This window comes from Micromonospora sp. NPDC003241 (genome assembly GCF_053589795.1).
Genome location: NZ_JBSFSO010000011.1, coordinates 1 through 26,831, shown reverse-complemented (window position 1 = coordinate 26,831; position 26,831 = coordinate 1). Strand labels below are relative to the sequence as shown.

Genomic DNA, 26,831 nt, shown 5'->3' with positions numbered 1-26,831 from the left:
GGGCGACCGGTAGCGTTGGTGCCCGACGCCCGCGCCACCGCGCGCGGCGGGCAGGCAGAGCGATCAGGAGGACGTACGCCGGTGAAGCGGCCCACCATCGCGGACGTCGCCCGGCGGGCGGGGGTCTCCAAGGGCGCGGTGTCGTACGCGCTCAACGGGCAGCCGGGTGTCTCCGAGGCGACCCGGCAACGCATCCTCGCCATCGCCGCCGAGATCGGGTTCAGTCCGAGCAGCGCCGCCCGGGCCCTGTCCGGCGCGACCGCCCGGGCGATCGGGCTGATCCTGGCCCGACCGGCGCAGACGCTCGGCATCGAACCGTTCTTCATGGAGCTGATCAGTGGCGTCGAGGCGGAACTCTCCGCCCGTTCGTACGCGCTGACCCTCCAGGTGGTGGCCGACCAGGACGCCGAGATCGCGGTCTACCGGCGCTGGTGGGGCGAACGGCGGGTGGACGGCGTACTCGTCTGCGACCTGCGCACCGACGACCGGCGGGTGCCGGTGCTGGAGGAGTTGCGCCTGCCCGCCGTCGTGATCGGCGGGCCCTCCGGCACCGGCCGGCTGACCAGCGTCTGGTCCGACGACGCGGCGGCCCTGGTGGAGACCGTGGAGTACCTGTACGCGCTGGGACACCGGCGGATCGCCCGGGTCGGCGGCCTGCCCGACCTGTTGCACACGGCGACCCGCACGAGGGCGTTCGGCGAGGTGTGCCAGCGGCTGGGGCTGGCCGAGGCGACCACCGTCTCCTCCGACTACACCGGCGAGGAGGGCGCGCGGGCCACCCGCCGTCTGCTCAGCTCCCGGGTCCGGCCGACCGCGGTGATCTACGACAACGACGTGATGGCCATCGCCGGACTCTCGGTGGCCCAGGAGATGGGGCTCGCCGTCCCGACCGAGCTGTCCATCGTGGCCTGGGACGACTCCCCGCTGTGCAGGTTGGTGCACCCACCGCTGACCGCGCTCGGCCGGGACATCCCCGCGTACGGCGCCCACGCCGCCCGACACCTGCTCCAGGCGATCGAGGGCGCTGCGGCGGTGGTCGTCGAGGACGAGACCGCGCACCTGACCCCGCGCGGCAGCACCGGCCCACCCCCGCCTCGTTCATGAACCGGTTAAGCCGCATCCATCGTCATCGTGACGTGGACGGGAACTCCTCGAAGTACGCCTCCACCCGTTCCGCAGTCGCCGGCCGGGCGAGTTCGAAGCCCTGGCCGTAACGGCACCCGGCGCGCTGCGCCCCGTCGACCTGGTGGGCCGACTCCAGTCCCTCGGCGACCACCTCCAGCCCCAACCGGTCGGCGACGGTGACCACCACGTCCAGCAGCGGACCGGCCGGATCACCGCTCGGCACCACCGCCTCCGGACCGACCTTGAGCAGGTCGATCGGGAGCCGCCGCAGCTGGGCCAGGGAGGCGTGCGCGGCCCGGAAGTCGTCCAGGGCGGTCCGGATGCCCATCGACCGCAGACCGGCCAGCCGGGCCACCACGGTGGACAGCTCGGCACCCACCCGGGGCTCGGCCACCTCCACCACCAGTTGGTCCGGCCCCACCCCGTACGCGTCCAGCACCGCCGCCGTGCGGGGCACGAAGTCCGGCGAGGTCAGCTCCCGGGTGGTGACGTTGACCGACATCCAGAGCCGCCGACCGCCGCCGGACCAGTGCGCCAACTGCCGGCAGGCCCGGTCCAGCACCCAGACGCCCAACTCGCCCACGATGTCGAGGTCCTCGGCCACCGGCAGCAACTCCGCCGGGAAGACCGTGCCGAGCACCGGGCTACGCCACCGCAACAGCGCCTCGGTGCCGACCGGCGAGCGGTCGGCCAGGTCCACCACCGGCTGGAACACCAGGTCCAGCTCGCCCCGGGCGACCGCGCCGGGCAGCTCCCGTTCCAGGTCCAGCCGCCGGACCAGTTGCTCCTCCAGATAGGCGTCGTACCACTCGACCCGCTCCCGGCCGAGTTGGGCGGCCCGCCGCCGGGCCAGATCCGCCTGCCGCAACACGTCCTCCGGGCGACCGGGGGTCAGTTCGGCCAGCCCGACGCTGGGTCGCGAGCGCAGCACCGCGCCGGCCACCTCGTACGGGCGGCGCAGCTCGGTGATCAGGCGGGTGCCCAGCGCGTAGGCCAGCATCGCCCCAGCGTCGGTGACCACCGCCAGCCCGCTGCCGGCCAGGTCGAACACCTCGTCGCCGGCGGTCACCACGGCGCGGGCCCGGCGCACCGCCTCGGCGGCCACGTCGTCGCGGAGTGCCACGCCGGGCAGCTCGGTCAGGTGCAGGTCCACCACCAGCAGCGCACCCTGGTCCGGCCAGGCCGCCAGCGCCCGCAGCAGACCGGGGCGGCCGTCCGGCCCACGACTCTCGGCGGTGACCGGCTCCGGTCCGGGCGGTGCCGGCTCCGGCGACCCCACGGACTCCGCGGCGCTCCGGACCAGCTCCCGGGCCACCAACGGAGGCACCGCGGCGAGCGCGAGCAGCACCGCCGTGTTGTCCAGCAGGAGACCGGCCTGCAACTGGTGGACGACGGCGAGCACCACCGCCGACGCCGGGACCACCACCACCGGCCAGACCCGGGCCGCCCGCCCCTCCGGCTCGGGCGCCGACCGCGCCACCTGCCGCATGCCGGCGGCGACCAGCAGGGCCCCGACCACCAGCGGGCCGACCGCCAGCAGCGCCACCCGGCCGGCGGTCACCGGCAGCACCGCCAGCAGCACCAGCGCGAACAGGATGGCCGACGCACCGGCCCGGCACCGGCTGACGCCGCCGGCCCGATGGGCACCGGTCAGCACGAGCAGCGCGTCGACCGCCAGCACGCCCAACGCCACCGCCGCGACCAGCCGCACCGAGGGTGCCGTGTCGGCGTACGGCAGCAGCAGCCAGGCGACGAGCACCAGCCAGACGCCGGGCGCGGCGGCGTCCAGCACCCGCAGCAGCCGTACCCGCCACGGTGGCCGCGGCGGTCGCGGCAGGCTCGACAGGCCGCCGACGAGCAGTGCGGCGGTGCCGAGGAGCCCGACCGTCGCCGCGGTCGGCCGGAGTCCCATCGAGGCCAGTGGCAGGACGGCGGCGGTCAGACCGGCGGCCATCACGGCACCGTGCAGCAGGGCGGCGGCGCGGCGGGGCCGGGCCGCGCGACGACGCGCCAGCCGACCGCCGTCGGTGCACCCGGAGGGCACGTCGGTGCCGGTGGCGAGCCGGGACAGGCGGACGCCCGCCAGCGTGGAACCGGCCGCGCCGGCGAGCGCCACCACCGCCAGGGCCGGGACCGCACCGACCGCGCCGGCCACGAGCAGCAGCACGACCAGCGCGAGTACGCAGGACTCCGGCAGGAACGGTGAGCGGACGCCGGCACGGAACACGGCGGCTCGGAACACAGACGCGACGGGCACGACGGTCGCCTTCGTGAGGGGGCACTGGGGCGGTGCGGCGGTGCGGGGGCGGCGACAGGTGAAGTCCTCCGCCCAACATCGATGAACGAGCCAGCTCGCCGGGAGTGACGGCCAGTCGACAGTGAGTCCGGTCACGTGCTCCGGCTTCGGGGCCGGCCCGCTGCGGGCGGCGTCCGACCTGGTGCAATCATCGGGACATGGCTCGCTCCGACACCACCCGATTCCGGCACAACCAGGCCATCCTGGTGGCGGCGATCGTCGCCACCATCGGCGCCCTGCCACTGGCCGGTGCCCGCGCCTATCTGCTGCCGGTGTTGCTGGTGCCGCTGGCGGTGGCGGTCTGGGCGTGGCGGGCCGGCACCGACGCCGACCTGGGCGGGCTGCGCCTGCGCGCGCTGGCCGGTCAGCGACGGATCCCCTGGGACCAGGTGGCCGAGCTGGGCGCCGACCCCCGGGGCCGGGCGGTCGCCCGGCTCGACGACGGTGAGCAGCTCCTGCTGCCCGCGGTGCGCCGCGAGGACCTGCCCCGCCTGGTGGCGGCGGCCGGCCGGGGCGAACCCGAGACGGCTCAGTAGCCGTCGACCACCACGTTCTCCGGCCGCTCACCGGCGGCGAACCGGCGGATCTGCTCGCCGACCAGCCGGTAGGCCCGGGGCAGCAGCCCGCGCACCGAGCCGGCCACGTGCGGGGTGATCAGCACGTTGGGCAACTCCCAGAGCGGGTGGTCGGCGGGCAGCGGCTCCGGGTCGGTGACGTCCAGCGCGGCGGAGATCCGGCCGGTGGACAGCTCGGCCAACAGGGCGTCGGTGCTGGCCACCGGCCCTCGGGCGGCGTTCACCAGCAGCGCGCCGTCCGGCATCGCGGCCAGGAACTTCTCGTTGACCAGGCCCCGGGTCCGATCGGTCAGCGGCACCAGCAGCACCACCACGTCGGCGTGCGGTAGCAGCTCGGGCAGCTCGTCGACGCCGTGCACCCCCTGCTCGGCGCGGGCCGTCCGGGCGACCAGCGTGAACTCCACCTCGAACGGCGCGAGCCGGTCCCGCACGGCGGTGCCGATCGACCCGGCACCGACGATCAGGACCCGCTTGCCGGCCACCTCGTCGGTGGGCGCCACCTCGTCGTACGCCCACCGCCGCTCGGCCTGGGCGCGGATCATCTCCGGGAAGGCCCGCAGTCGGGACAGGATCGCGGTGACCACCCACTCGGCGGTGGACGGGTCGTGCACACCCCGGGCGTCGCAGAGCATCACCCCGTCCGGCACCCGGCCGACCCAGGCGTCCGCACCGGCGGAGAGCAACTGCACCACCGCCAGGTCCGGCAGCTCGTGCGCGAACGGGACGATCTTCCGGGTGGCGAGGAACGGCGGCACCCAGAACCGGACCCCGGCCACCGACGAGGGCGGTCTCGCCGGGTCCTCCATCGTCTCGACGGTGATCTGCGGCGGCAGCTCGCCGAGCAGGGCGTGACCGGACTCGTGCGGGATCCATACCTTCACGCCAGCCGACGATAGACCCGTCGTCCGTACCGCCACCGGGGCGGGGGTCCGCCGACCTCCACGCCGACCGACACGGCGGGCTAGGCTCGGGCGGGTGAGCGCTCCCCCGTACTCTCCGGCCCGTCGGGTCCGCGGGTTCCTCGCGGCCTCCTGCACGACGCTGCTGCTCGCGGCCACCGGGTGCAGTCTCGGCGAGCCCGAACCGGACCCGGCCGGCGAGCCGCCGAACCTGCCGACCCCGTCGGCCAGCGCCGCCGGGGGCGGCCAGGAGGTGGTGGCCACCGTGCTGGCCCAGGGCCTGCGGGTGCCGTGGGGCATCGCCTTCCTGCCCGACGGCGGGGCACTGGTCACCGAACGCGACAGCGGCCGGATCGTCCAGGTCGGCCCGGAGTCGAGCCCGGACGGCCTACGGATCACCGAGCGGCAGACCGTCGACGACGTGGTCGCCGCCGGCGAGGGCGGCCTGCTGGGCATCGCCGTGTCGCCGGAGTTCGCGCAGGACAACACGGTCTTCGTCTACTACACCGCCGAACGGGACAACCGGATCGCCCGGATGCGGCTGGGTGAGAAACCCACCCCGATCCTCACCGGCATCCCCAAGTCGGGCATCCACAACGGCGGCGGCCTGGCGTTCGGCCCGGACGGGCAGCTCTATGCCAGCACCGGCGACGCCGGGGACACCGCGCAGTCGCAGGACGCCAAGAAGCTCGGCGGCAAGATCCTGCGGATCACCACCGAGGGCGAACCCGCGCCCGGCAACCCCTTCCCGAACTCCCCGGTCTGGTCCCTCGGCCACCGCAACGTGCAGGGCATCTCCTGGGCCGGCGACCGGATGTACGCGGTGGAGTTCGGCCAGAACACCTGGGACGAGATCAACCAGGTGACCAAGGGCAAGAACTACGGCTGGCCCGAGGTCGAGGGACGCGGCGGCGACAAGGAGTACGTGGACCCGATCGTGCAGTGGTCGACCGACGAGGCGTCCTGCTCCGGACTGGCCGCCAGTGAGCGGCTGCTGGCCACCGCCTGCCTGCGCGGGCAGCGCCTCTGGCTGGTCGAGCTGACCGACACCGGCACCGTGCTCGGGCAGCCGCAGGCGCTGCTGACCGAGGAGTACGGGCGGCTGCGGGCGATCGCCGCCGCGCCGGACGGCTCCTTCTGGGTGGGCACTTCCAACCACGACGGACGCGGGCAACCCGCACCAGAGGATGATCGCTTGTTGCGGCTTGTTTTCGCAGGTGGCGGCGCTGGGCGAAGCTGAGGCATTCTCGACACGCAGCACCTCGGGTTTGCCAAGATCCTCAGGCGGGCAGGTCAGAATCTCAGCATGGACGATCACGAGAACGAGAAGCCGCACCGCGATCGGGACGGGGCCGACCCGACCGGTCGCCCGCGTCGCTTCGTCTCGCTACGGCGCGCCGCCGCCGGTTCGCCCCGCGCCGGGCGGCGCAGTGGGCTGCGCCGGTTGGGTGCCGGCCTGGCGCTGCTGGTCGTCACACTGACCGGGGTGCTGCTCGGGGTGCTCGCCGGCGGGCACGTCAGCACCGACATCGGGCCCTTCCAGGCCCGGCTGTCCGTTTCACCGGCGGTCAACGGCAGCACCACCGTCGACATCCCGCCGCTGGGCGCGCTGCTGCTGGACAGCCACGACGGGCCGACCCGGCTGACCGTGGAGCTGGGCGCGCTGGACCAGGGCCGCACCGAGGCCCTGATCGACGACCCGGCGAGCATCAACCGGGCCACCCAGTCGGCCGTCGACGACGTCCAGGAGGGTGTGCTGCGGCTCGGGCTGCGGACCGTCGGCGCGACCGTGCTGGCCACGCTGGTGCTGGCGCTGCTGGCGTTCCGGGACACCCGACGGGCGGCCTGGGCCGGCGCGCTGGCGCTGGCGATCAGCGCGGGCAGCCTGGGCACCGCCGCCGCCACCGTCCGACCGCAGGCGATCGAGGAGCCCACGTACGAGGGGCTGCTGGTCAACGCCCCGGCGATCGTCGGTGACGTACGCAAGATCGCCAACGACTACGGCCGGTACGCCGAACAACTCCAGCGGCTCATCGGCAACGTCACCCAGCTCTACACCACCGTGTCGGCCCTGCCGGTGTACGAGCCGGAGCCCGGCACCACTCGGGTGCTGCACATCTCCGACATGCACCTCAACCCGGCCGCCTGGCAGCTCATCCGCACGGTTACCGAGCAGTTCGGCATCGACGTGGTGATCGACACCGGCGACATCACCGACTGGGGCAGCGAGCCGGAGGCCTCCTACGTCGGCTCGATCAGCCTGCTGGAGAAGCCGTACGTCTACATCCGGGGCAACCACGACTCGCCGCGTACCGCTGCGGCGGTGGCCCGCCAGCCGAATGCGATCGTGCTGGACAACACCACCGCGACCGTCGCCGGGCTGACCATCGCCGGCATCGGCGACCCGCGCTTCACCCCGGACAAGAGCACCTCACCGGCGAGCGGTGGGCTCAACCAGCCCACCGCCGACGAGCTGATCGCCACCGGGGACAAGCTCGCCGCCACGATCCGCAGCTCCCCCCGGCCGGTGAACATCGCACTGGTGCACGACCCGGCCTCCGCCGGCCCGATCTCCGGCACCTGCCCGCTGGTGCTCGCCGGACACACCCACGACCGGCGGGTGAACACGCTGCCGGAGGTGCCGGGCGAGCAGCCGACCACGCTGATGGTGCAGGGCTCCACCGGCGGGGCCGGGCTGCGCGGCCTGGAAGGCGAGGAGCCGACCCCGCTGGCGATGACCGTCCTCTACTTCGACCAGGACAAGCAGCTCCAGGCGTACGACGACATCACGGTGGGCGGCACCGGCCAGGCGCAGGTGAACCTGGAGCGCACCGTGGTCCAGCCGCCGACGCCGCTGCTGACCCCGCCGATCACCCCCACCCCGACACCGACCCGCTGAGCCCCGCTCGATCCTGGATCGAGTGGCCTCCTCCGCCCCCGATGCCACTCGATCCGGGATCGAGCGTGATCTTGACGCCTGTCGCCGCAGCACGCATCTGGCGGTGTCGGGCAGGGGCGGGCCCGGCCTCGGACGAACGTCCGTGAGTCGGGGCGGCTGGGTCAGCGCAGGGCGAGAGCGGCCAGGGCCGCGTTGACGATGCTGCCCGGCAGCAGGTCGTGCAGCTCGTACAGCTCGGCGACGCTGCCGGACTGGCCGAACTCGTCCACGCCGAGCGGCACCGCCGCCGCACCGACCGCCGAGCCGAGCCACGCCATCGCGTGCGAGGCGGCGTCGTGCACGGTGACCACCGGCACCCGGTCGGCGAAGGCGGACCGCAGCGCGCCCGGCACGCTGGGCACGGTGGCGGTGCGTACGCCCTGCCGCAGGGTGCGCTGCCACGCGCGGTAGAGGCGGTCCAGGCTGGTCACGTCGACCACGTGCGCGGCGACGCCCTCGTCGGCGAGTTCCGCCGCGGCGGCGAGCACCTCGGGCAGGACCGCGCCCGAGGCGGCCAGTTGCACCGTCGGCGCGTCGGCCAGGTGCGGGTACGCCTGGTGCGCGTCGACCAGCCGGTACGCCCCGGCCAGCACCTGCCGGCGCAGCACCGCGTCACCGAGACGGGCCCGGGCCGCCTCGAACGGCGCCTGGTCCAGCGGGCGGGTGCTCAGCCGGAAGTAGTACGCCCCGTCCTCGGCCGGCGCGGCCGTCGGCACCGGCTGCGGGGCACCCGCGATGTGCCCGAGCGCGTCGCAGAGCAGCCAGTCCAGGCCAACCGCGTACGCGGGCTCGACGAAGGTCACACCGGGCAGTTCCAACCCCACGCTGGCGGTGATGGTCGACTGGTGCGCGCCGCCCTCCGGGGCGAGGGTGATGCCGGACGGGGTGCCGGCCACCACGAACCGGGAACCGGAATACGTGCCGTAGAGGAACGCGTCCAGCCCGCGCAGCACGAACGGGTCGTAGACGGTGCCCACCGGCAGCAACGGCTGGCCGGACAGGTCCCACGACAGCCCGAGCTGGCCGAGCAGCAGGAACAGGTTCATCTCGGAGATGCCCAGCTCGATGTGCTGCCCCTCGGGGCTCTCCGTCCAGCGCAGCATCGTCTCCGACGACCAGGAGCGCTGGGCGGTCGGGGCGAACACCCCGGTCCGGTTGATGAACCCGGCCAGGTTGGTCGAGGTGGCCACGTCCGGCGCGGTGGTGACCAGGTACTTCCCCACCTGCTGATCACGGGCCAGGTCGACCAGCACCCGACCGAAGGCCTCCTGGGTGGAGATCGGCTTGTTGGCGCGTACGTTCGTGGCCTGCGGGACGGTGACCCCGAGCGCACGCTCGCGGGGCGCGCGGGACAGCGCCTCCCGACGCTGCCCGGCCCGGATGCCGGCCGGGGACGCCGGGTCGAGGCGGTCCCACTCGGTGTCCCGGGTCAGGCCGTGCCCGGCCCGCAACGCGTCGACCTGCTCACCGGAGAGCAAAGCCGAGTGGTTGCGCGGGTTGCCGGCGATCGGCAGACCCCACCCCTTGACCGTGTACGCGAACACCACGCTCGGCCGGTCGGTCACCGCGTCGCACTGGGCGTACGCGTCGAGCAGCGCCGCCAGGTCGTGCCCGCCCAGGTCGGTGACGAGCGGGCCCAGGTCCTCGTCGGTGATGTCGGCGATGAACGCGGCGATGCCCTCGGGCGCACCGTCCAGGAACTGCTCGCGCAGCGCCGGCCCGGTCAGCCCGAACAGCGACTGGTACTGCTCGTTCGGCATCGCGTCGATCCAGTCGCGCAACGCCCCGCCGCCCGGCCGCTGGTACGCCTCGGCGAGCCGGCGACCGTACTTGACCTCGACCACGTGCCACCCGGCCGCCTCGAACTGGCCCCGCCACTGGTCGATGCGGACGCCGGGGACGACCCGGTCCAGCGACTGCCGGTTGAAGTCGACCACCCACATGACGTTGCCGAGTCCGGTGGTGGCCGGGTCGGCGACCGCCTCCCAGATGTTGCCCTCGTCCAGTTCCGCGTCACCGATCAGCGCCACGAACCGGGAGTGCGGACGCGTGCCGAAGTGCGCGTCGACGTACCGCCGGGTCACCGCCGCGAACAGCGGCGCGGCGGCGCCCAGGCCCACAGAGCCGGTGGAGAAGTCGACGCCGTCCGGGTCCTTCGTCCGCGACGGGTACGACTGGAGTCCGCCCCGGGCGCGCAACGTGGTCAGGTACGACCGGTCCAGGTTGCCGAGCAGGTACTGGACGGCGTGGAACACCGGCGAGGCGTGCGGCTTGACCGCGACCCGGTCCTCGGCGTCGAGGTGCGAGAACCACAACGCGGTCATCACGCTGACCAGCGAGGCGCTGGACGCCTGGTGCCCGCCGACCTTCACCCCGTCCCCGGTGCTGCGGTCGTGGTTGGCCGCGTCCACGATCCGGGTGGCGAGCCAGAGCACCCGGCGCTGGATGTCGTCGAGGACGTCGATGTCGTGCTGGTTCACGGTGCGCTCCAGGGGTCCGGCGCGTCGTCGTTGACGCCCGGTCGGGGACGGGGTGGTGGTGTCGGGCGGTCGGGCGTCGCGCCGGTCGCGCCCGGGGCGCGGCTCGGATGTTAGGAAGGGACCCCTCCTATGCACCAGGCGTTAGAAAGGGTCCCTTCCTTACACCTCAGGCGCCGAGGCGCTCCAGGATCAGCTCGCGGACGGTCTTGGCGTCGGCCTGCCCGCGCGTGGTCTTCATGACCGCGCCGACCAGCGCGCCGGCGGCGGCGACCTTGCCGCTGCGCACCTTGTCGGCGATGTCGGGGTTGGCGGCGATCGCCTCGTCCACCGCGGCGGTCAACGCACCGGTGTCGGAGACGACCTCCAGGTTCCGGTTGGCCATGATCTCGGTGGGCGAACCCTCGCCCGCGACCACGCCCTCCAGCACCGTACGGGCCAGCTTGTCGTTCAGCTTGCCGGCGTCGACCAGCCCCTGGAGTTCGGCGACCTGTGCCGGGGTGGCGCCCACGTCGGCCAGTTCCACGCCGGTCTCGTTGGCCCGCCGGGACAGCTCGCCCAGCCACCACTTGCGGGCGGCGGCCGGGGTGGCACCGGCGGCGACGGTGGCCTCGATCAGCTCCACCGCACCGGCGTTGAGCACCGACTGCATGTCCAGATCGGAGAGCCCCCACGCCTCCTGGAGCCGACGCCGGTGCAGCCGGGGAAGCTCCGGCAGGGCCGCCTTCAGCTCGGCCACCCACGCGGTGTCCGGCGCGAGCGGCACCAGGTCCGGCTCGGGGAAGTAGCGGTAGTCGGTGGCGGTCTCCTTGGACCGGCCGGGCGTGGTGTCGCCGGTGTCCTCGTGGAAGTGCCGGGTCTCCTGGGTGATCCGTCCGCCCGCGTCCAGCACCGACGCCTGCCGCAGCATCTCCGAACGCACCGCCCGCTCGACCGAGCGCAGCGAGTTGACGTTCTTGGTCTCGGTGCGGGTGCCCCACTCCTCGCCGGGCAGGTTCAGCGACGTGTTCACGTCACACCGCAGCGAACCCTCCTCCATCCGCACGTCGGAGACGCCGAGCGAGCGGAGCACGTCGCGCAGCTCGGTGACGTACGCCCGGGCCACCTCGGGGGCGAGCGCGCCGGTGCCGGGGATCGGCTTGGTCACGATCTCCACCAGCGGGATGCCGGCCCGGTTGTAGTCGACGAGCGACTCGGTCGCGCCGTGGATCCGGCCGGTGGCGCCGCCGACGTGCAGCGTCTTGCCGGTGTCCTCCTCCAGGTGCACCCGCTCGATGCCGATCCGCACCGTCTCGCCGTTCACCTCGACGTCCAGGTAGCCGTCCACGCAGAGCGGTTCGTCGTACTGACTGATCTGGAAGTTCTTCGGCATGTCGGGGTAGAAGTAGTTCTTCCGGGCGAACCGGCACCACTGCGCGACGGAGCAGTTCAGCGCCAGGCCGATCCGGATCGTCGCCTCGATGGCCGCCTTGTTGGCCACCGGCAGCGAGCCGGGCAGACCCAGGCAGACCGGGCAGACCCGGGTGTTCGGCTCGCCGCCGAAGTCGGTCGGGCAGCCGCAGAACATCTTCGTGTTCGTGCCCAGCTCGACGTGGGTCTCCAGGCCGATCACCGGCTCGAATCGCGCGACGACCTCGTCGTACGCGGGCAGCGTCGTGGTCATGAGAACTCCAGCTTTCGGGCGGTAGCCGGACCGCGGCGGCATCCGGACACAACGCCGCCCAGCCTAGCCGCTCCGCCCGCCTGGTCTCGGTCGGGCGTCACACTGCGGTGAACCCCTGCCGACGGCGGTACGCCACCACCAGCAGGATGCCGCCGATGCTGAACGCCACGACACCGAGGAGCATCAGCACCAGGGTCGAGTTCGACCCGGTGACCGGCAGCCAGGCCCCGGTCGTCCGGGACGGCGACGGCGCGGCGGCGGTCGGCGTCGGGCTCTGCGACGGAGTCGGGTACGCGGTCGGCTGCTCGGTCGGGGTCGGCGAGGCCGACGGGGTCGCCGTCGGGTCGGGGTAGACGACCAGCGACACCTCCTCGGTGTCGCTGGTGGCGGTGCCGGTGGCGCGGACGGTGAAGTCGAAGGTGCCGGCGACGGTCGGAACGCCGCTGAGCACGCCGTCCGGGTCGAGCACGAGCCCGTCCGGCAGCGCCCCGGCGGCCAGCCCGAACCGGATGTCGGAGTCGCCGTCGGCGGTGAACCGGAACGAGTACGTCTGCCCGGCCGTGCCGCGCGGCGGCGCGGCCGAGGTGATGACGGCGGCCGGCGTGGCGATCACCAGCGTGACGTCCTGCTGCCCCTGGAAGCCGTTCGCGTCGGTCACCAGCAACGCGAAGCGGTAACGCCCGGCCTGGCTCGGCGAACCCGCGAGGACACCCGCCGAGGTGAGCGACAGACCCGGCGGCAGCGCACCCGACCCCAGCGAGACGGTGTGCGGGGCGGTGCCGCCCGAGACGGTGAACCGGTGCGTCGGATAGACCTGCCCGACGTACCAGGGCGAGACCGGCTCCGGCGACGTCACGGTGACGACCGGCTGCACCACCACCACGGTCACCTGGTGGTCGGCGGTCTCTCCGCTCGGCGAGCCGGTGGCCCGGACGGTGAAGGCGAACCGGCCGGCGACGGTGGGCGTACCGGTCAGGGTGCCGGACGAGGAGAGCGCCAGGCCGGGCGGGATCGCACCGGCGACCAGCGCGAACCGGATCTCGTCGTCACCGGTGGCGGTGAAGGTGTGACCCGGGTACGGCTCGTAGGCGGTCACCCCGGACGGCGGCGGGGCGGAGGTGACGGTGATGGTGACGACCGCCGGATCCACGATCACCGGATCGACGACGGCCGGTTCTGCGGCAGCGGGCGCGGCGACGCCGATCAGCAGCATCGTGAGCACCGAGACAATCGTGATCGGCCGCAGCGTCTTCATCGCAGTTCCAGTCGGCTAGAAGCCCATGCTTGCGTTTCGCCAGCGGCTCGGACTCTATCCAACCCGCGCACGTCACCATGCGTTATGAGTCCGAACGGTGACCTCGTGTCACCGGACGGGCCGGGCGACGCACGGCGGGGCGGTGCGGAACCGCCCCGCACGGCGTCACAGCGTCGGCGGCGTGAGGGTGCCGACCGCGCTCTCCAGCGCGGCGGCCACCCGGTACATCCGGTCGTCGGCCATCGTCGGGGCCATCACCTGCAACCCGACCGGCAGCCCGTCGGAGAGACCGCACGGCACCGAGATGCCCGGACCGCCGTACAGGTTGGTCGGGATGGTGAAGAGGTCGGCCAGGTACATCTGGTACGGGTCGGAAGTGCGCGCGCCCAGCGGGAACGCCACGAACGGCGTGGTCGGCGAGATCAGCGCGTCGACCCGCTCGAACGCGGCGGTGAAGTCGCGGGTGATCAGCGTACGGACCTTCTGCGCCTGCCCGTAGTACGCGTCGTAGTAGCCCGACGACAACGCGTACGTGCCGAGCATGATCCGCCGCTTGACCTCGGGGCCGAAACCGGCCTCCCGGGTCAGCGACATGACCTCCTCCAGCGACCGGTTGCCGTCGTCGCCGATGCGCAGACCGAAGCGCACCCCGTCGAAGCGGGCCAGGTTGGAGGAGCACTCGCTCGGGGCGATCAGGTAGTAGGCCGGCAGCGCGTACGCGAAGTTCGGGCAGGACACCTCGACGATCTCCGCGCCCAGCTTGGTCAGCGTGTCGACGGCCTCGTTGAAGGCGGTCATCACGCCCGGCTCGGCGCCCTCGCCGACGAACTCGGAGACGATGCCGAGGCGGACCCCGGTCAGGTCGCCGGTCGCGCCGAGCTTCGCGGCGGCCACCACGTCCGGCACCGGGGCCGGGATGGAGGTGGAGTCACGCGGGTCGTGGCCGCCGATCGCCTCGTGCAGCAGCGCGGCGTCCAGCACCGTACGCGCGCACGGGCCGGGCGTGTCCAGCGAGGAGGAGAAGGCCACCAGGCCGTACCGGGAGGTGCCGCCGTAGGTCGGCTTCGCGCCGACGGTGCCGGTGACCGCGCCCGGCTGGCGGATCGAGCCGCCGGTGTCCGAGCCGATCGCCAGCGGCGCCTCGTACGCGGCCAGTGCCGCCGCGCTGCCCCCGCCGGAGCCGCCCGGGATGCGCTCGGTGTCCCACGGGTTGCGGGTCGGCCCGTACGCCGAGTACTCCGTGGAGGAGCCCATGGCGAACTCGTCCATGTTGGTCTTGCCGAGCATCACCGTGCCGGCGGCGCGCAGCCGCTCGACGATCGTCGAGTCGTACGGCGGACGCCAGCCCTCCAGGATCTTGGAGCCGACCGTGGTCGGCACGCCCCGGGTGGTCAGCACGTCCTTGACCGCGACCGGCACTCCGGCCAGCGGACCCAGCTCCGCACCGGCGGCCCGCCGGGCGTCCACCTCGCGGGCGGCGGCGAGCGCGCCCTCGGTGTCGACGTGCAGGAAGGCGTGCACCCGGTCGTCGACTGCGGCGATCCGGTCCAGGTGTGCCTGGGTCACCTCGACCGCCGAGGTCTCACCGGAGGCGACCAACCCGGCGATCTCGGTGGCGGTGAGTCTGGTCAGGTCGCTCATGACGCCACTCCGCTCCGCTGCGTAGCGTCATGAGGCACCACACTGAGTTGATTGTTCGCTCGCTGAAGCTCGCTCACGATGCCACATCCTCGTCCAGGATCCGCGGAACGCGGAACCGCTGCTCCTCGGCGTCGGGCGCGCCGGACAGCGCCTCCTCGGGGGTCAGGCCCGGCGTCACGACGTCCTCGCGGAGCACGTTGGTCAACGGCACCGAGTGCGAGGTCGGCGGGATGTCGGCGGCGGCGACCTCGCCCACCTGGGCGACCGCCTGGAGGATCACGTCGAGCTGGCCGGCGAAGGTGTCCAGCTCCTCCTCCGTCACGGCGAGCCGCGACAGTCGCGCCAGGTGCGCGACCTCCTCGCGGGAGATGGCGGCCATCGGTGCCCCCTTCGTGGCTGTCCTGCGTCTGCGTACGCCCACCGCGCGGCGTGCGACGCGACGCGCGGTGACCGGAGCGAGTCTATTGTTCCGCGCCCGGCCCGCCGCCCCCGGCTCCCCGGGGCGTCCGGCTCCCGCCGACCGGAGACCTGGCCGGGCGGGCGGCGTCGCGGCGGCCCGGCCGCGGGTCACCGAGGGCTGCGGCGGGGTACGTCCGGCTCGTCGTGGCCGCCGAGCGGGCGTACCGGTCGGTACCGGCCCAGCCAGGCGACCAGTTCCTCGGCCGGCATCGGCCGTGCGTAGAACCAGCCCTGCGCAGCGTCGCATCCGGCCGCGTGCAGCATCCGCCAGGTCTTCTCGTCCTCCACGCCCTCGGCGACCACCCGCAGCCCGAGCGCCTTGCCCAGCTCGATCGTCGACCGGACGATCGCCGCGTCGTCGGAGTCCTCGGTCATCCCGAGCACGAAGGACCGGTCGACCTTCACCTCCGACAGCGGCAGCCGGCGCAGGTGTTGCAGCGACGAGTAGCCGGTGCCGAAGTCGTCGAGCGCGATGCCGACCCCGATCCGGTGCAACCGGGTGATGGTGGTCAGCACCCGGCGCGGGTCGGCCATCAACGCGCCCTCGGTGATCTCCAGTTGCAGCCGTTCCGGTGCCACCCCGTAGCGGGTCAACCGATCCGCGATCTGGTCGGCGATCTCGCCGGTGTGCAGGTCCCGCACGCTGACGTTGAGCGCCGCCCGCAGGCCCAGACCGGCCGCCGACCACTTGGCCAACTGTTCGACCACGTCGTCCACCACCCGACGGGTGAGCAGTCGCATCACGGCGCTCTGTTCGGCGACCCGGATCAGTTCCTCCGGGTCGACCATGCCCCGGCGCGGGTGCCGCCACCGCAGCAGCGCCTCGACCCCGACCACCTCGCCGGTGGCGATGGCGATCTGCGGTTGGTAATACATCGTGATCTCGCCCGCGTCCCCGGCCGGATCGCCGCCGAACGCGGCACCGGCGGAGGGCGTGCCCTCGTCCCCCGGCCGGTGGGCGCCGACCGGTCCGGACCACGGCTCACCGGGGACCGCCGCCGGATCGGCGGGCCGGGCGGTACGGCGCAGGATCGGGTCGGCACCGGTGACGATCCGGGCGATCAGCTCGTCGTCGGACGCGACCACCGGCGGTCGGTGACGACGGCGGAACCACCGGCCACCGCCGGGCTGCCGCACCACCGAGGTGGTCAACGCCGCCCCGTCCCCGCCCCGCACCACCGGCGCGGTGTCCCCGTCCCGCACGCCGTCCCGCGCCACGGGCGCGTCACCCGGGGCGTCGGGCAGGGCGGAGCGGCCCGCCGCGCCCGCGTCCAGCACCCGGCGCAGGTCGGCCAGCAGGCCCAGGCGCTCGGCGGAGTTGTGGTCGGACTCCGCGGTGTAGACGGCGACCGTGTCGTTGCGGTGCTTGGCGTCGTACATGGCCACGTCGGCGTGGCGCATCAGGGTGGCGAAGTCCTCGCCGTGCTCCGGGTACAGCGCGATGCCGATCGAGCCGCCGACGTCCAGCGGCAGCCCGTCCAGCGGCACCGGCTCGGCGAGGACCCGCACCACCTGGTCGGCCAGGGCGCGGGCCTGGGTGACGTCGTCCACCCCGGTCATCACGATGGCGAACTCGTCGCCGCCGAGGCGGACCACCAGGTCCGACGCCGGCACCACGTCGGTCAGTCGGGCGCTCACCTCGACCAGCAGCCGGTCGCCGACGGCGTGCCCGAGGGCGTCGTTGACGTTCTTGAAACGGTCCAGGTCGATCAGGAGCAGGGCCAGGCGGGCACCGGGTGCACCGCGTGCGGCGCGCTCGGCGTGCCGGTGCACCTGCTCGTTGACCTCGCTGAGCAGCGCCTTGCGATTGGGCAGCCCGGTCAGCGGGTCGAGGGCGGCGAGCTGGTGCTGCTCCACGGTGAGCCGGGCCATCCGGTAGACCGCGAACAACGGCACCAGCACCAGCGGCACCAGCGCGGCACTGGCCCGGGCGGCGGTGACCAGCACCGGGGCGAGCAGCAGCAGGGACCCGGTGGAGAGCAGCTCGAACGGCAGTCCGTGGCGGGCGTTGGGCCACCACCGTTCGCCGAAGCGCAGCCGGACGGCCGTGGTGACCAGCCCGTAGTTCACCACGAACCATGCCACCCCGGCACCGCCGATCGCGGCGATGTCGGTCCACCCCAGACCGCCGCCGTCGAAGATGCCGCCGGGCCCGAGCCGGGTGACGGCGTACGCGGCGGCCAGCGAGCAGGCGTACTGCCCGGCGTTGAACGCGACCCGCCAGGGGGCGTGCCGCATCCGGGCCCCGGAGACCAGCACGGCGACCGCCTGCACCGCGACCGCCGGGCCGAGACCCCAGCCGAGCAGGATCGCGAAGATGAAGCAGGTCGACGGGAAGACCGCGGACGAGGAGGGCCGCCGGCCGGGCGGCAGGAACGGACGCGCGTCGCAGGCGACGGCGAGCACGGCCATCGTCCAGAACGCCGCCGGCAGGTCCGGAAGCGTTCCGGCGAACGAGACCAGCGGCCCGACGGAGAGCAGCACGGCCAGGAGCAGCACGAGGCCGACGAAGACCGAGAACGGCGCGGTACGCCCGGGCGGGACGAGGTTGCGCGGATCGGGCGGCTCCATCACACCTCCCGCTACAGGACGCGACGCGTGGGTTCACGCGCCGTGTCCTAATGAAACGCCCCCGACGACCGGAAACCAGGTACGACAGCCACGAATCGGTCGTAGTCGTAATTAAGTTGGTATCCGGGCGAGTCCCCGCAAGATCGGCAAGTGCCTCACTCCTCGACGCGGGCCACCGCGCGGGCCGCCTCCGCGCCGGAGTCGAGCAGCACCCGGAAGCCCTCCTCGTCGAGGATCGGCACCTTCAGTCCGGCCGCCTTGTCCGCCTTGGACCCGGGATTGTCGCCGACCACCACGAAACCGGTCTTCTTCGACACCGAGCCGCTGACCTTGCCGCCCCGGGACTGGATCGCCTCGGCGGCCTGGTCCCGCGAGTAGCCGGCCAGGGTGCCGGTGACCACCACGGTCACCCCCTCCAGCGGTCGCGGCCCCTCCCCCTGTGCCTCCTCGGCCATCCGTACGCCCGCGTCGGCCCACTTGCGGATGACCTCGCGGTGCCAGTCGACGGCGAGCCACTCGCGGATGCTGGCCGCGATGGTCGGCCCGACACCGTCGACGGAGGACAGCTCCTCCTCGGACGCGGCGTCGATCGCCTCGATCGACCGGAAGTGCCGGGCGAGCGCCTGCGCGGCGGTCGGCCCGACGTGCCGGATGGAGAGGGCCACCAGCACCCGCCACAGCTCGCGTTCCTTGGCGACGGCGAGATTGTCGAGCAGCTTGACGGCGTTGCTGCCGAGGCTGCCGTCCTTGTTGACGAAGAACGGCGACGTGGCCAACGCGTCGGCGTCGAGCGAGAACAGGTCGCCCTCGTCGGTGATGACCTGCGCGTCGAGCAACGCGGCAGCGCTCTTGTAGCCGAGCGCCTCGATGTCGAACACCTTGCGCCCGGCCAGGTGATAGACCCGCTCGCGCAACTGCGCCGGGCAACTGCGCGAGTTGGGGCAGCGGATGTCGACGTCACCCTCCTTAGCCGGGGCGAGCGGGGTGCCGCAGGCCGGGCAGACGGTGGGCATGACGAACGCCCGGGCGTCGGGCGGACGCAGCTCGACCACCGGGCCGAGCACCTCGGGAATCACGTCACCGGCCTTGCGGATGACCACCGTGTCGCCGATGAGCACCCCCTTGCGCTCCACCTCGCGCGCGTTGTGCAGGGTCGCGTACGCGACGGTGGAGCCGGCCACCTTCACCGGCTGGAGCAGCGCCCGGGGCGTGACCCGACCGGTCCGTCCCACCTCGACCTCGATGTCGAGCAGGGTGGTGTTGACCTCCTCGGGTGGATATTTGAAGGCGATCGCCCAGCGGGGTGCCCGGCTGGTCGAGCCGAGCCGGCCCTGGATCGGCACCGGGTCGACCTTGACCACCACGCCGTCGATCTCGTGCTCCACGTCGTGCCGGTGCGCGGCGTAGTGCGCGATGTAGCCCCGGACGCCGGCCAGGTCGGGCACCACCCGCCACCGGTCGCTGGTGGGCAGCCCCCAGGCCCGCAACGCCGAGTACGACTCGGACTGGGTGGCCGGCTGGAAGCCGCGCCGGGCACCGATGCCGTGCACCACCAGACGCAGCGGTCGGGACGCGGTGATCCGTGGGTCCTTCTGCCGCAGGCTGCCGGCGGCGGCGTTGCGCGGGTTGGCGAACGGCGCCTTGCCCTGCTCGACCAGGCCCGCGTTCAGGTCGGCGAAGGCGGCGACCGGGAAGTAGATCTCGCCGCGCACCTCAATCAGCTCGGGGACCGGGCCGAACTCCGCCGAGTCGGTCAGCCGGCCGGGCACGTCCCGGATGCTGCGCACGTTGGCGGTGACGTCCTCACCGGTGCGGCCGTCGCCCCGGGTCGCCGCCCGGACCAGTCGCCCCGACTCGTAGGTGAGGTTGATCGCCAGCCCGTCGACCTTCAGCTCGCACAGGTAGGGCACCGGGCCGCCCGCGTCCCGCTCGACCCGCTCGGCCCACGCCGCCAGCTCCTCGTCGGCGAACGCGTTGTCCAGCGACATCATCCGTTCGGCGTGCGCGACCGGGGCGAAGTCGGTGGAGAAGGTGCCGCCGACCCGCTGGGTCGGCGAGTCCGGGGTGCGCAGCGCCGGGAACTCCTCCTCCAGCGCCTCCAACTCCCGCAGCATCCGGTCGAACTCGGCGTCCGAGACGGTCGGCGCGTCGAGCACGTAGTAGCGGTACTGGTGCTCGGTCAACTCCTGGCTCAGCGTGGCGTGCCGTTCCCGGGCCTGCGGGGTGGGCTCGGCGCCGGCCGCCGCCTCCTGCGCCGCGCTGACCTGCTCGCCGATGGCTTCCTCGGACACCCCGCGACCTCCTGTGATGGGTACCCCGGCACGGTATCCGGCGGGTCGGACAGTTCGCCGACAACCCCACCGGTTCCCGCCGGTCAGCGCCGCTCCCCGCCGGAGGTCGGCGCGTGTTCCGCCAGCGGTGCGCGCTGCCGGGCGGCGGTCAGCGCTGCCAGGTCGCGGCGAGGGCGGCGAGTTGGTCGGCGTACTCGATGCGACCGGCCCAGTCGGCGGGCCAGGCGGCGACCCCCACGGCGGCGCCGACGAAGGCCCCGGCGAGCGCGGCGATCGAGTCGGAGTCACCGGCGGTCCGGGCACCCCGGGCCAGTGCGCCCACCGGGTCGTCGGCGTGCCGGACGGCGCAGTACAGCGCGGTCGCCAACGCCTCCTCGGCGATCCAGCCCTCACCGGTCCACCGGCACGGGTCGCCGCCGTCGTCGGGGCCGGCGAGCGCCACGTCGAGCCGGGCCAGCACCCGCAGGCACTCGTCCCAGCCCAGGGCGATGAACTCGGCGGGCGACCGCGCGCCCGCGCGCTGCCACAGGTCACCGAGCCAGTCGCCCCGGTAGACCTCGCGCTGCTCGTGGGCCCGCGCGGTGAGCCGGCCGGGAAGCGCGGCCGGCGCCGCGCCGTCGACCAGCAGCCGCACCGCGTACGCGGTCAGTTCGCTGGCCGCCAGGCCGGTCGGGTGCCCGTGCGTCAGTCCCGCCTGGAGCTGGGCCAGTCCGGCGAGGGTGTCGAGGTCGACGTCGAGCAGCCCGACCGGGGTGACCCGCATGTTCGCCCCGCAGCCCTTCGACTCGACCTGACTGGCCTGCTGCCAGGGCAGCCCACGGGACAGCTCGGCACAGGCCCGCAGGCAGGTCATCCCCGGCGCGCGGTTGTTGTCCGGGCTGGCCGCCCAGGCCAGGAAGCGCTGCCGCAGCAACGGCTCGACGACCTCGGGCGTGTACGCGGGCGCGTCGTGCAGCGCCCAGCCGACCGCGAGCGCCATCTGGGTGTCGTCGGTGACCAACGCCGGGTCACCGACCAGGTCCCGGGGGCCCGTCGGGCCGTACCGCCGCTCGATCTCGGCCAGCGTGAGGAATTCGGTGGGCTTGCCCAGGGCGTCACCGTAGGCGAGTCCGAGAAGCGAGCCGGCGGCCCACCCGGGCACAGGACTGATCATGCTGGTGATCATGCCCGCTCGGGCGGGCCGGCGCGATGGTCAGACGTCCCAGCAGAGGCAGAACGGGTGCCCGGCCGGATCGGCGTAGACCCGGGAGCCCTCGCCCTCCCCCTCATCCGGCAGCCGCCGCGCGCCCAAAGCCAGCACGGCCCGCTCGGCGACCTCGATGTCGTCGACGGTCACATCGAGGTGTAACTGTTGTGGCCGTTCCGGGTCGGGCCAGTTGGGCGGACGCAGGTCGGGTGCCTGCTGGAAGGCGATCCGGGGCTGGTGGCCGGGATGCCCGCCCAGCACCACCCACTCGTCACCGTCGCTGTCCTCCTCGATCAGCGGCAGGCCGAGCAGTTCGGCGTAGAAGGCGGCCAGGGCGCGCGGGTCGGGGCAATCGATCACGGTGGTACGCAGTCGTCCGATCATGCCCGGCATGCTGCCACGCCCGCCGCGCCGACACCTCACTCCTCGGCGATCCGCCGCCCCGCGTCGCGGCAGGCGGACAGCACCGCGCGGACGTGTGCCGGGGTGGCGCCGGCCAGACCGCAGGCGGGGGTGACCACCACCTGCTCGGCGAGCCGGCGACGCGGGAAGCCGAGCCGGTCCCAGATAGTGCGGACCCGGTCGGCGACCTGGGCCGAGGTCGGCGCGCGACCGGCCGGGGCGGTGCTCGGCGCGGCCCCGGCGAACAGGCCCAGCCCGGCGTCGATCGCCTCGCCCAGCGGGTCCAGGTCGGTGACCAGGTCCAGGTCGAGGGCGACACCGACCGCGCCGGTGGACCGGATCAGGTCCAGCGGGACGTCCGGGGCGCAGCAGTGCACCACGGTCGGTACGCCGACCGCCTCCACCACTGTGCCCAGCAACGCGCGCGCGTCCTCCGGCTGCACCGCCCGGTACGTGCCGAAGCCGCTCTCGGTGGGCACCCGTCCGGCCAGCACCGCCGGCAGCGACGGTTCGTCCACCTGGAGCAGGACGGTTGCCCGGGGTACCCGGCGGGCCACCGCCGCCACGTGGGCGCGCAGCCCCTCGGCGAGCGAGCCGGCCAGGTCGCGTACCGCGCCGGGGTCGCGGACCATCCGGCCGCCGACCGGCAACTCCACCGAGGCGGCGAGGGTGAACGGACCGGGTGCCTGCACCTTGATCGGGCCGGCGTACTCCTCGGCCTGCTCGGCGAGCTGGTCGAGGTCGCGTTCCATCAGGTCCCGCGCGCGGCGTAGGTCCCGGCCGGGGCGCAGGGCCACCCGCCAGCGCGCCGCGTACAGCTCCACCGGCAGCTCGACCAGCAGGCCGGCACCGCGCCCGATCATGTCCGCGCCCGGGCCACGGGCCGGCAACTCCGGCAGGTGGGGCAGGGCGGGCAGCTCACCGAGGACGATCCGCTGCGCCTCGGCGATGTCGGTGCCGGGCAGCGACCCGATGCCGGTCGCCGCGCCCGCAGGCCAGGGCCAAACCTGATCACTCACGGCCGAAGGGTACCGGTCAGTCGGTGATCGTGGCGGAGCCGAGCACGATGTCACCGGCCGGGTCGGGGCGGTACGCGACGATCGCCTGGCCGGCGGCGACGCCCCGGACCGGCTGCCGCAGGTCGGCACGGAACGCGTCACCGTCCACGGTGACCTCGGCCGGCACCACGAGACCGTGCGCCCGCAACTGCACCTCGCACTCGGTCGGGCCGTCCGGGCGTGGGCCACCGGTCCAGACCGGGCGGGTGGCACGCACCTCGGCGACCTCCAGCGCCTCGGCGGGGCCGACGGTCACCGTGTTGGTCGTCGGCGTGATGGAGAGCACGTACCGGGGTCGGCCGTCCGGGGCCGGGCGGTCCAGGTGCAGGCCACGCCGCTGGCCCACGGTGTACGCGTACGCGCCGGCATGCGTGCCGACCACCGCGCCGGTGGTGGCGTCGACCACGTCGCCGGGCGTCTCGCCGAGCCGCTGGGCCAGGAAGCCCCGGGTGTCGCCGTCGGCGATGAAGCAGATGTCGTGCGAGTCGGGCTTGTCGGCCACCGCCAGGCCCCGGTCGGCGGCCTCCTGCCGGACCTGCGCCTTCGTCGAGTCACCGAGCGGGAAGAGCGAACGGTCCAACTGCGCGCGGGTGAGCACGGCCAGCACGTACGACTGGTCCTTGGCCAGGTCGACGCTGCGCCGCAGCAGCCCGTCCGGCCCGAGTCGGGCGTGGTGACCGGTGACCACGGCATCGAAGCCCAGGGCCACCGCGCGGTCCAGCACCGCCGCGAACTTGATCTTCTCGTTGCAGCGCAGGCACGGGTTGGGGGTACGCCCGGCGGCGTACTCGGCCACGAAGTCGTCGACCACGTCTTCGTGGAAGCGGTCGGCCATGTCCCACACGTAGAACGGGATGCCCAGCACGTCGGCGGCGCGGCGGGCGTCCCGGGAGTCCTCCAGGGTGCAGCAGCCCCGCGCTCCGGTGCGGTAGGTCTGCGGGTTGCGGGCCAGCGCCAGGTGCACGCCGGTGACGTCGTGGCCGGCCTGCACCGCCCGCGCCGCCGCCACGGCGGAGTCCACGCCGCCGGACATCGCCGCCAACACCCTCACCCGGACCACGCTCCCTTCCCACCGAGCCTATCTCCGCGCCGCCGGTCGGCGGTCGCCCCGGTCCGTCCCGGTCCGGTGTCGAGGCCGGGCGTCACCGGGGCCCACCGTGGGGTGTCGGCCACTGCCTCAGCGCGGCGTCCGCAGCGCCGCCGCCCGCCGGGCCCGGTCGACTGCCCCCGGCAGCGCGGCGATGAGCGCGTCGACCTCACCGGCGGTGCTGGTGTGGCCGAGCGAGAAGCGCAGCGAGGAGCGGGCCCGGTCGTCGTCGGCGCCCATCGCGAGCAGGACGTGCGAGGGCTGCGCCACCCCGGCGGAGCACGCCGAACCGGTCGAGCAGGCGATGCCCTGGGCGTCCAGCAGGAGCAGCAGCGCGTCGCCCTCGCAGCCGGGGAAGGAGAAGTGCGCGTTGCCGGGCAGCCGGTCCGTCGGGTCGCCGTTGAAGACCACCTCGGGCACCGCCTGCCGGACCCGCTGGACCAGGTCGTCGCGGAGTGCGGCGACCCGGGTGGCGTACTCCTGCTGGCCCTTGACCGCCGCCTCGACGGCGACCGCGAAGGCGACGATGCCGGCGGTGTCCAGGGTGCCCGACCGCACGTCGCGCTCCTGGCCGCCGCCGTGCAGCAGCGGCACCGCCGCGACGTCCCGGCCCAGCAGCAGCGCGCCGATGCCGACCGGGCCGCCCAGCTTGTGGCCGGTCACGGTGAGCGCGGCGGCGCCGCTGGCGGCGAAGTCGACCGGCACCTGGCCGACCGCCTGGATCGCGTCGGTGTGGAACGGGACGCCGTACTCCGCGGCGACCGCGGCCAGCTCGCCGACCCGCTGGACGGTGCCGACCTCGTTGTTCGCCCACATCGCGGTGACCAGGGCCACCCGATCGCCGTGCGCGGCCAACTCGGCGCGCAGCGCGTCGGGGTGCAGCCGACCGGTGCCGTCGACCGGCAACGAGCCCACCTCGGCGCCCTCGTGCGCGCCCAGCCAGTCCACCGCGTCGAGCACCGCGTGGTGCTCGACGGCGCTGGAGACCACCCGGATCCGCCCGGCGTCGGCGTCCCGGCGCGCCCAGAAGATGCCCTTGACCGCGAGGTTGTCGCTCTCCGTACCGCCGCCGGTGAAGATCACCTCGGACGGCCGGGCGCCCAGCGCGGCGGCCACCCGTTCCCGCGACTCCTCGACCCGCCGCCGGGCGCGCCGACCGGACGCGTGCAGGGAAGACGCGTTGCCGACCTCGCGGGCGGTCGCGACGTACGCCTCCAGTGCCTCGCCGAGCATCGGAGTGGTCGCGGCATGATCCAGGTAAGCCATCACGGCTCAGCCTAACGACCGCGCCCGCTTGGACGGCAGGCCGGAGTGCTCACGCCGGAACCGCCGTCACCACGATGTTGTCGCGATACCTGCGGGCCTGGGCGTCGAACGGTCCCCCGCACGTGATCAGCGTCAGCCGGGGCCGGCCGTCACGGGCGAAGTACCGCTCCAGCGGGATCTTCGTCTTGTCGTACTCCTCCCGGGCGACGACCCGGTAGCCGCGCGGGGTGCCGTCCGCGCCGGTGACCGTGAGGGTGTCGCCCGGCGCCAGCTCACGCAGTCGCCAGAAGGCGCCCCGGCCCTGCTCCGCGCTGTCGACGTGCCCGGCGATCACCACCGAACCGGCGTCGGCCTCCAGCCCGGGACCGAAGCGGTACCAGCCGATCCGGTCCACGCTGGGCGGTACGTCGAACTCGCCGCTGCGCGCGTCCACCCCGACCGGGTCGACCCGCGCGACGACCTCGATGGCGGGGATGCGCAGACGTACCGGGGGCACCGGGGTCGCCGCGTCGGGCAGCCCGCCGGGGCGTACCGCCACGCTCGGGCCCACGGTCGACGGGGTCGGACTGGCCAGTGCGACGGCCTGCTCGGCGCCGACACGCGCGCTGGGACGACTCGGTCGCTGTCGACGGTGCGCGGGTCGCCATCATCGGCACCGGCGCCTCGAGTCTGCAGGTGACCCCCGAGATCGCCCAGGTCGCGACGCATCTGGATGTGTACCAGCGCACGCCGATCTGGGTCATCCCGAAGCCGAACACGACGATTCCGCGGTGGGCGCGGACGATGTTCCGGCGCGTACCCGCCACCCAGAATCTGCTGCGCGCGAGCACCACGAGTGTCGCCGAGGTGATCATGACCGCGGGCGCGGTCTACCACACGCGGCTGCCGTTCCTGGTGCGTCGCATGGAGCGAGTGTGCTTGCAGCACTTGAAGAATCAGGTCGATGATCCCGAGGTCCGGGCGAAGCTGACACCCGGCTACGCGTTCGGCTGCAAGCGGCCGTCCTTCTCCAGCACCTATCTGCCCTCCTTCAACCGGCCGAACGTGGACCTGGTCACCGATCCGATCGATCACATCACGCCCGAGGGCATCGTCACCGTCGCCACCGATCCCGTGACCGGGCAGCGGACCGAGACGCTGCGTGAGATCGACACCCTGATCCTGGCGACCGGATTCAAGACCCTCGACCGCGGTGGCATCCCGGCCTTCCCGGTCCACGGCCTCGGCGGGGTCGAGCTCGGCGCGCACTGGTACGACAACCGCTACCGCAACTACGAGGGCATCTCGACGCCGCTCGCGCCCAACTTCTGGCTCATGAACGGCGCCTGGTCGGTCGCGGGCAGCTCGTGGTTCAGCGTCATCGAATCCGGCTGCGCCCACATCCTGCGCTGCCTCGGCGAGGCACGCAGGCGCAGCGCGCAGCGGGTCGTGGTGAAGCAGCAGGCGATGGACCGCTACATGGCGAGCATGCACAAGAAGGTCCACCACACGGTGTTCGCCCAGCCCAGCTGCGTGAACGCCAACAGCTACTACTTCGATCATCGTGGCGACGCGCCGTTCGTGCGACCGGTGTCGGGTCCGGCGCTGTGGCTGGCCAGCCGCACGTTCGATCTCGACGACTACACCTACGAGACGACGCCGA

19 protein-coding genes and 1 pseudogene are annotated in these 26,831 nt (G+C 73.6%); 5 read left to right on the top strand and 15 right to left on the bottom strand.

Annotation, left to right across the window (positions count from 1 at the left end):
- The first annotated feature begins 81 nt into the window (after positions 1 to 81).
- Positions 82 to 1,104, top strand: coding sequence for a LacI family DNA-binding transcriptional regulator (locus ACWDVW_RS11850; protein WP_396749273.1), 1,023 nt, complete (start codon positions 82 to 84; stop codon positions 1,102 to 1,104).
- 22 nt (positions 1,105 to 1,126) lie between these two features.
- Here ACWDVW_RS11850 and ACWDVW_RS11845 read toward each other — a convergent pair whose 3' ends face one another.
- Positions 1,127 to 3,382, bottom strand: a complete 2,256-nt coding sequence (locus ACWDVW_RS11845; protein ID WP_449947156.1) for an EAL domain-containing protein — start codon at positions 3,380 to 3,382, stop codon at positions 1,127 to 1,129.
- Between the two features lie 197 nt (positions 3,383 to 3,579).
- Between ACWDVW_RS11845 and ACWDVW_RS11840 the strand changes: the two genes are divergently transcribed.
- Positions 3,580 to 3,957 carry a PH domain-containing protein gene (locus ACWDVW_RS11840; RefSeq protein WP_350693533.1) on the top strand — a complete coding sequence of 126 codons (378 nt, stop codon included), beginning with the start codon at positions 3,580 to 3,582 and terminating at the stop codon, positions 3,955 to 3,957.
- On the opposite strand, the gene ACWDVW_RS11835 is transcribed toward ACWDVW_RS11840, so the two are convergent.
- Positions 3,951 to 4,877 (bottom strand): 2-hydroxyacid dehydrogenase, encoded by a 927-nt coding sequence (locus ACWDVW_RS11835; RefSeq protein ID WP_449947153.1) that lies wholly within the window; start codon positions 4,875 to 4,877, stop codon positions 3,951 to 3,953. The two genes, ACWDVW_RS11840 and ACWDVW_RS11835, sit on opposite strands and share 7 nt — an antisense overlap.
- 94 nt (positions 4,878 to 4,971) lie before the next feature.
- Here ACWDVW_RS11835 and ACWDVW_RS11830 point away from each other — a divergent pair, with 94 nt between their 5' ends.
- Both ACWDVW_RS11830 and ACWDVW_RS11825 read left to right on the top strand, forming a co-directional pair.
- Positions 4,972 to 6,135 carry a PQQ-dependent sugar dehydrogenase gene (locus ACWDVW_RS11830; protein ID WP_449947151.1) on the top strand — a complete coding sequence of 388 codons (1,164 nt, stop codon included), beginning with the start codon at positions 4,972 to 4,974 and terminating at the stop codon, positions 6,133 to 6,135.
- 66 nt (positions 6,136 to 6,201) lie between these two features.
- Positions 6,202 to 7,794, top strand: a complete 1,593-nt coding sequence (locus ACWDVW_RS11825) for a metallophosphoesterase family protein (protein ID WP_449947148.1) — start codon at positions 6,202 to 6,204, stop codon at positions 7,792 to 7,794.
- Between the two features lie 161 nt (positions 7,795 to 7,955).
- On the opposite strand, the gene ACWDVW_RS11820 is transcribed toward ACWDVW_RS11825, so the two are convergent.
- The 13 genes and pseudogenes from ACWDVW_RS11820 to ACWDVW_RS11760 form a co-directional block, all read right to left on the bottom strand.
- Positions 7,956 to 10,313, bottom strand: a complete 2,358-nt coding sequence (locus tag ACWDVW_RS11820) for a transketolase-like TK C-terminal-containing protein (protein WP_396749285.1) — start codon at positions 10,311 to 10,313, stop codon at positions 7,956 to 7,958.
- Between the two features lie 166 nt (positions 10,314 to 10,479).
- Positions 10,480 to 11,973 carry an Asp-tRNA(Asn)/Glu-tRNA(Gln) amidotransferase subunit GatB gene (gatB, locus tag ACWDVW_RS11815; RefSeq protein ID WP_449947145.1) on the bottom strand — a complete coding sequence of 498 codons (1,494 nt, stop codon included), beginning with the start codon at positions 11,971 to 11,973 and terminating at the stop codon, positions 10,480 to 10,482.
- A gap of 97 nt (positions 11,974 to 12,070) precedes the next feature.
- Positions 12,071 to 13,228, bottom strand: coding sequence for a putative Ig domain-containing protein (locus ACWDVW_RS11810; protein WP_449947142.1), 1,158 nt, complete (start codon positions 13,226 to 13,228; stop codon positions 12,071 to 12,073).
- 165 nt (positions 13,229 to 13,393) lie between these two features.
- Positions 13,394 to 14,869: an Asp-tRNA(Asn)/Glu-tRNA(Gln) amidotransferase subunit GatA gene (gene gatA, locus ACWDVW_RS11805; protein WP_350693521.1), complete on the bottom strand. Its 1,476-nt coding sequence runs from the start codon at positions 14,867 to 14,869 to the stop codon at positions 13,394 to 13,396.
- 73 nt (positions 14,870 to 14,942) lie between these two features.
- Complete coding sequence (gene gatC / locus ACWDVW_RS11800) at positions 14,943 to 15,248, bottom strand: Asp-tRNA(Asn)/Glu-tRNA(Gln) amidotransferase subunit GatC (protein ID WP_350693519.1); 306 nt, start codon at positions 15,246 to 15,248, stop codon at positions 14,943 to 14,945.
- 188 nt (positions 15,249 to 15,436) lie between these two features.
- Positions 15,437 to 17,899: an EAL domain-containing protein gene (locus tag ACWDVW_RS11795; protein WP_449947137.1), complete on the bottom strand. Its 2,463-nt coding sequence runs from the start codon at positions 17,897 to 17,899 to the stop codon at positions 15,437 to 15,439.
- Between the two features lie 155 nt (positions 17,900 to 18,054).
- Complete coding sequence (ligA, locus tag ACWDVW_RS11790) at positions 18,055 to 20,190, bottom strand: NAD-dependent DNA ligase LigA (protein ID WP_449947135.1); 2,136 nt, start codon at positions 20,188 to 20,190, stop codon at positions 18,055 to 18,057.
- A gap of 148 nt (positions 20,191 to 20,338) precedes the next feature.
- Positions 20,339 to 21,343 carry an ADP-ribosylglycohydrolase family protein gene (locus ACWDVW_RS11785; protein ID WP_449947133.1) on the bottom strand — a complete coding sequence of 335 codons (1,005 nt, stop codon included), beginning with the start codon at positions 21,341 to 21,343 and terminating at the stop codon, positions 20,339 to 20,341.
- A gap of 39 nt (positions 21,344 to 21,382) precedes the next feature.
- Positions 21,383 to 21,760 (bottom strand): VOC family protein, encoded by a 378-nt coding sequence (locus ACWDVW_RS11780; RefSeq protein WP_396749303.1) that lies wholly within the window; start codon positions 21,758 to 21,760, stop codon positions 21,383 to 21,385.
- A gap of 35 nt (positions 21,761 to 21,795) precedes the next feature.
- Positions 21,796 to 22,797 carry a methionine synthase gene (locus tag ACWDVW_RS11775; RefSeq protein ID WP_449947130.1) on the bottom strand — a complete coding sequence of 334 codons (1,002 nt, stop codon included), beginning with the start codon at positions 22,795 to 22,797 and terminating at the stop codon, positions 21,796 to 21,798.
- A gap of 16 nt (positions 22,798 to 22,813) precedes the next feature.
- Positions 22,814 to 23,887, bottom strand: coding sequence for a tRNA 2-thiouridine(34) synthase MnmA (gene mnmA / locus ACWDVW_RS11770; protein WP_449947128.1), 1,074 nt, complete (start codon positions 23,885 to 23,887; stop codon positions 22,814 to 22,816).
- A 126-nt stretch (positions 23,888 to 24,013) separates the two neighbouring features.
- Complete coding sequence (locus tag ACWDVW_RS11765) at positions 24,014 to 25,189, bottom strand: cysteine desulfurase family protein (protein WP_449947125.1); 1,176 nt, start codon at positions 25,187 to 25,189, stop codon at positions 24,014 to 24,016.
- Positions 25,190 to 25,238: 49 nt separating this feature from the next.
- A pseudogene (locus ACWDVW_RS11760) lies at positions 25,239 to 25,802 on the bottom strand (class F sortase); the annotation flags it as partial.
- A gap of 62 nt (positions 25,803 to 25,864) precedes the next feature.
- Here ACWDVW_RS11760 and ACWDVW_RS11755 point away from each other — a divergent pair.
- The coding region (locus ACWDVW_RS11755) for a flavin-containing monooxygenase (RefSeq protein ID WP_449947122.1) at positions 25,865 to 26,831 on the top strand (967 nt) is incomplete at its 3' end.

Excerpts from the sequence above, each read along its gene's own strand:
- ACWDVW_RS11840 (WP_350693533.1), top strand. The coding sequence starts at position 3,580 with ATGGCTCGCTCCGACACCACCCGATTCCGGCACAACCAGGCCATCCTG.
- ACWDVW_RS11825 (WP_449947148.1), top strand. The coding sequence starts at position 6,202 with ATGGACGATCACGAGAACGAGAAGCCGCACCGCGATCGGGACGGGGCC.
- gatB (WP_449947145.1), bottom strand. The coding sequence starts at position 11,973 with ATGACCACGACGCTGCCCGCGTACGACGAGGTCGTCGCGCGATTCGAG.
- ACWDVW_RS11810 (WP_449947142.1), bottom strand. The coding sequence starts at position 13,228 with ATGAAGACGCTGCGGCCGATCACGATTGTCTCGGTGCTCACGATGCTG.
- gatA (WP_350693521.1), bottom strand. The coding sequence starts at position 14,869 with ATGAGCGACCTGACCAGACTCACCGCCACCGAGATCGCCGGGTTGGTC.
- gatC (WP_350693519.1), bottom strand. The coding sequence starts at position 15,248 with ATGGCCGCCATCTCCCGCGAGGAGGTCGCGCACCTGGCGCGACTGTCG.
- ACWDVW_RS11795 (WP_449947137.1), bottom strand. The coding sequence starts at position 17,899 with ATGGAGCCGCCCGATCCGCGCAACCTCGTCCCGCCCGGGCGTACCGCG.
- ACWDVW_RS11785 (WP_449947133.1), bottom strand. The coding sequence starts at position 21,343 with ATGATCAGTCCTGTGCCCGGGTGGGCCGCCGGCTCGCTTCTCGGACTC.
- ACWDVW_RS11780 (WP_396749303.1), bottom strand. The coding sequence starts at position 21,760 with ATGATCGGACGACTGCGTACCACCGTGATCGATTGCCCCGACCCGCGC.
- ACWDVW_RS11765 (WP_449947125.1), bottom strand. The coding sequence starts at position 25,189 with ATGGCTTACCTGGATCATGCCGCGACCACTCCGATGCTCGGCGAGGCA.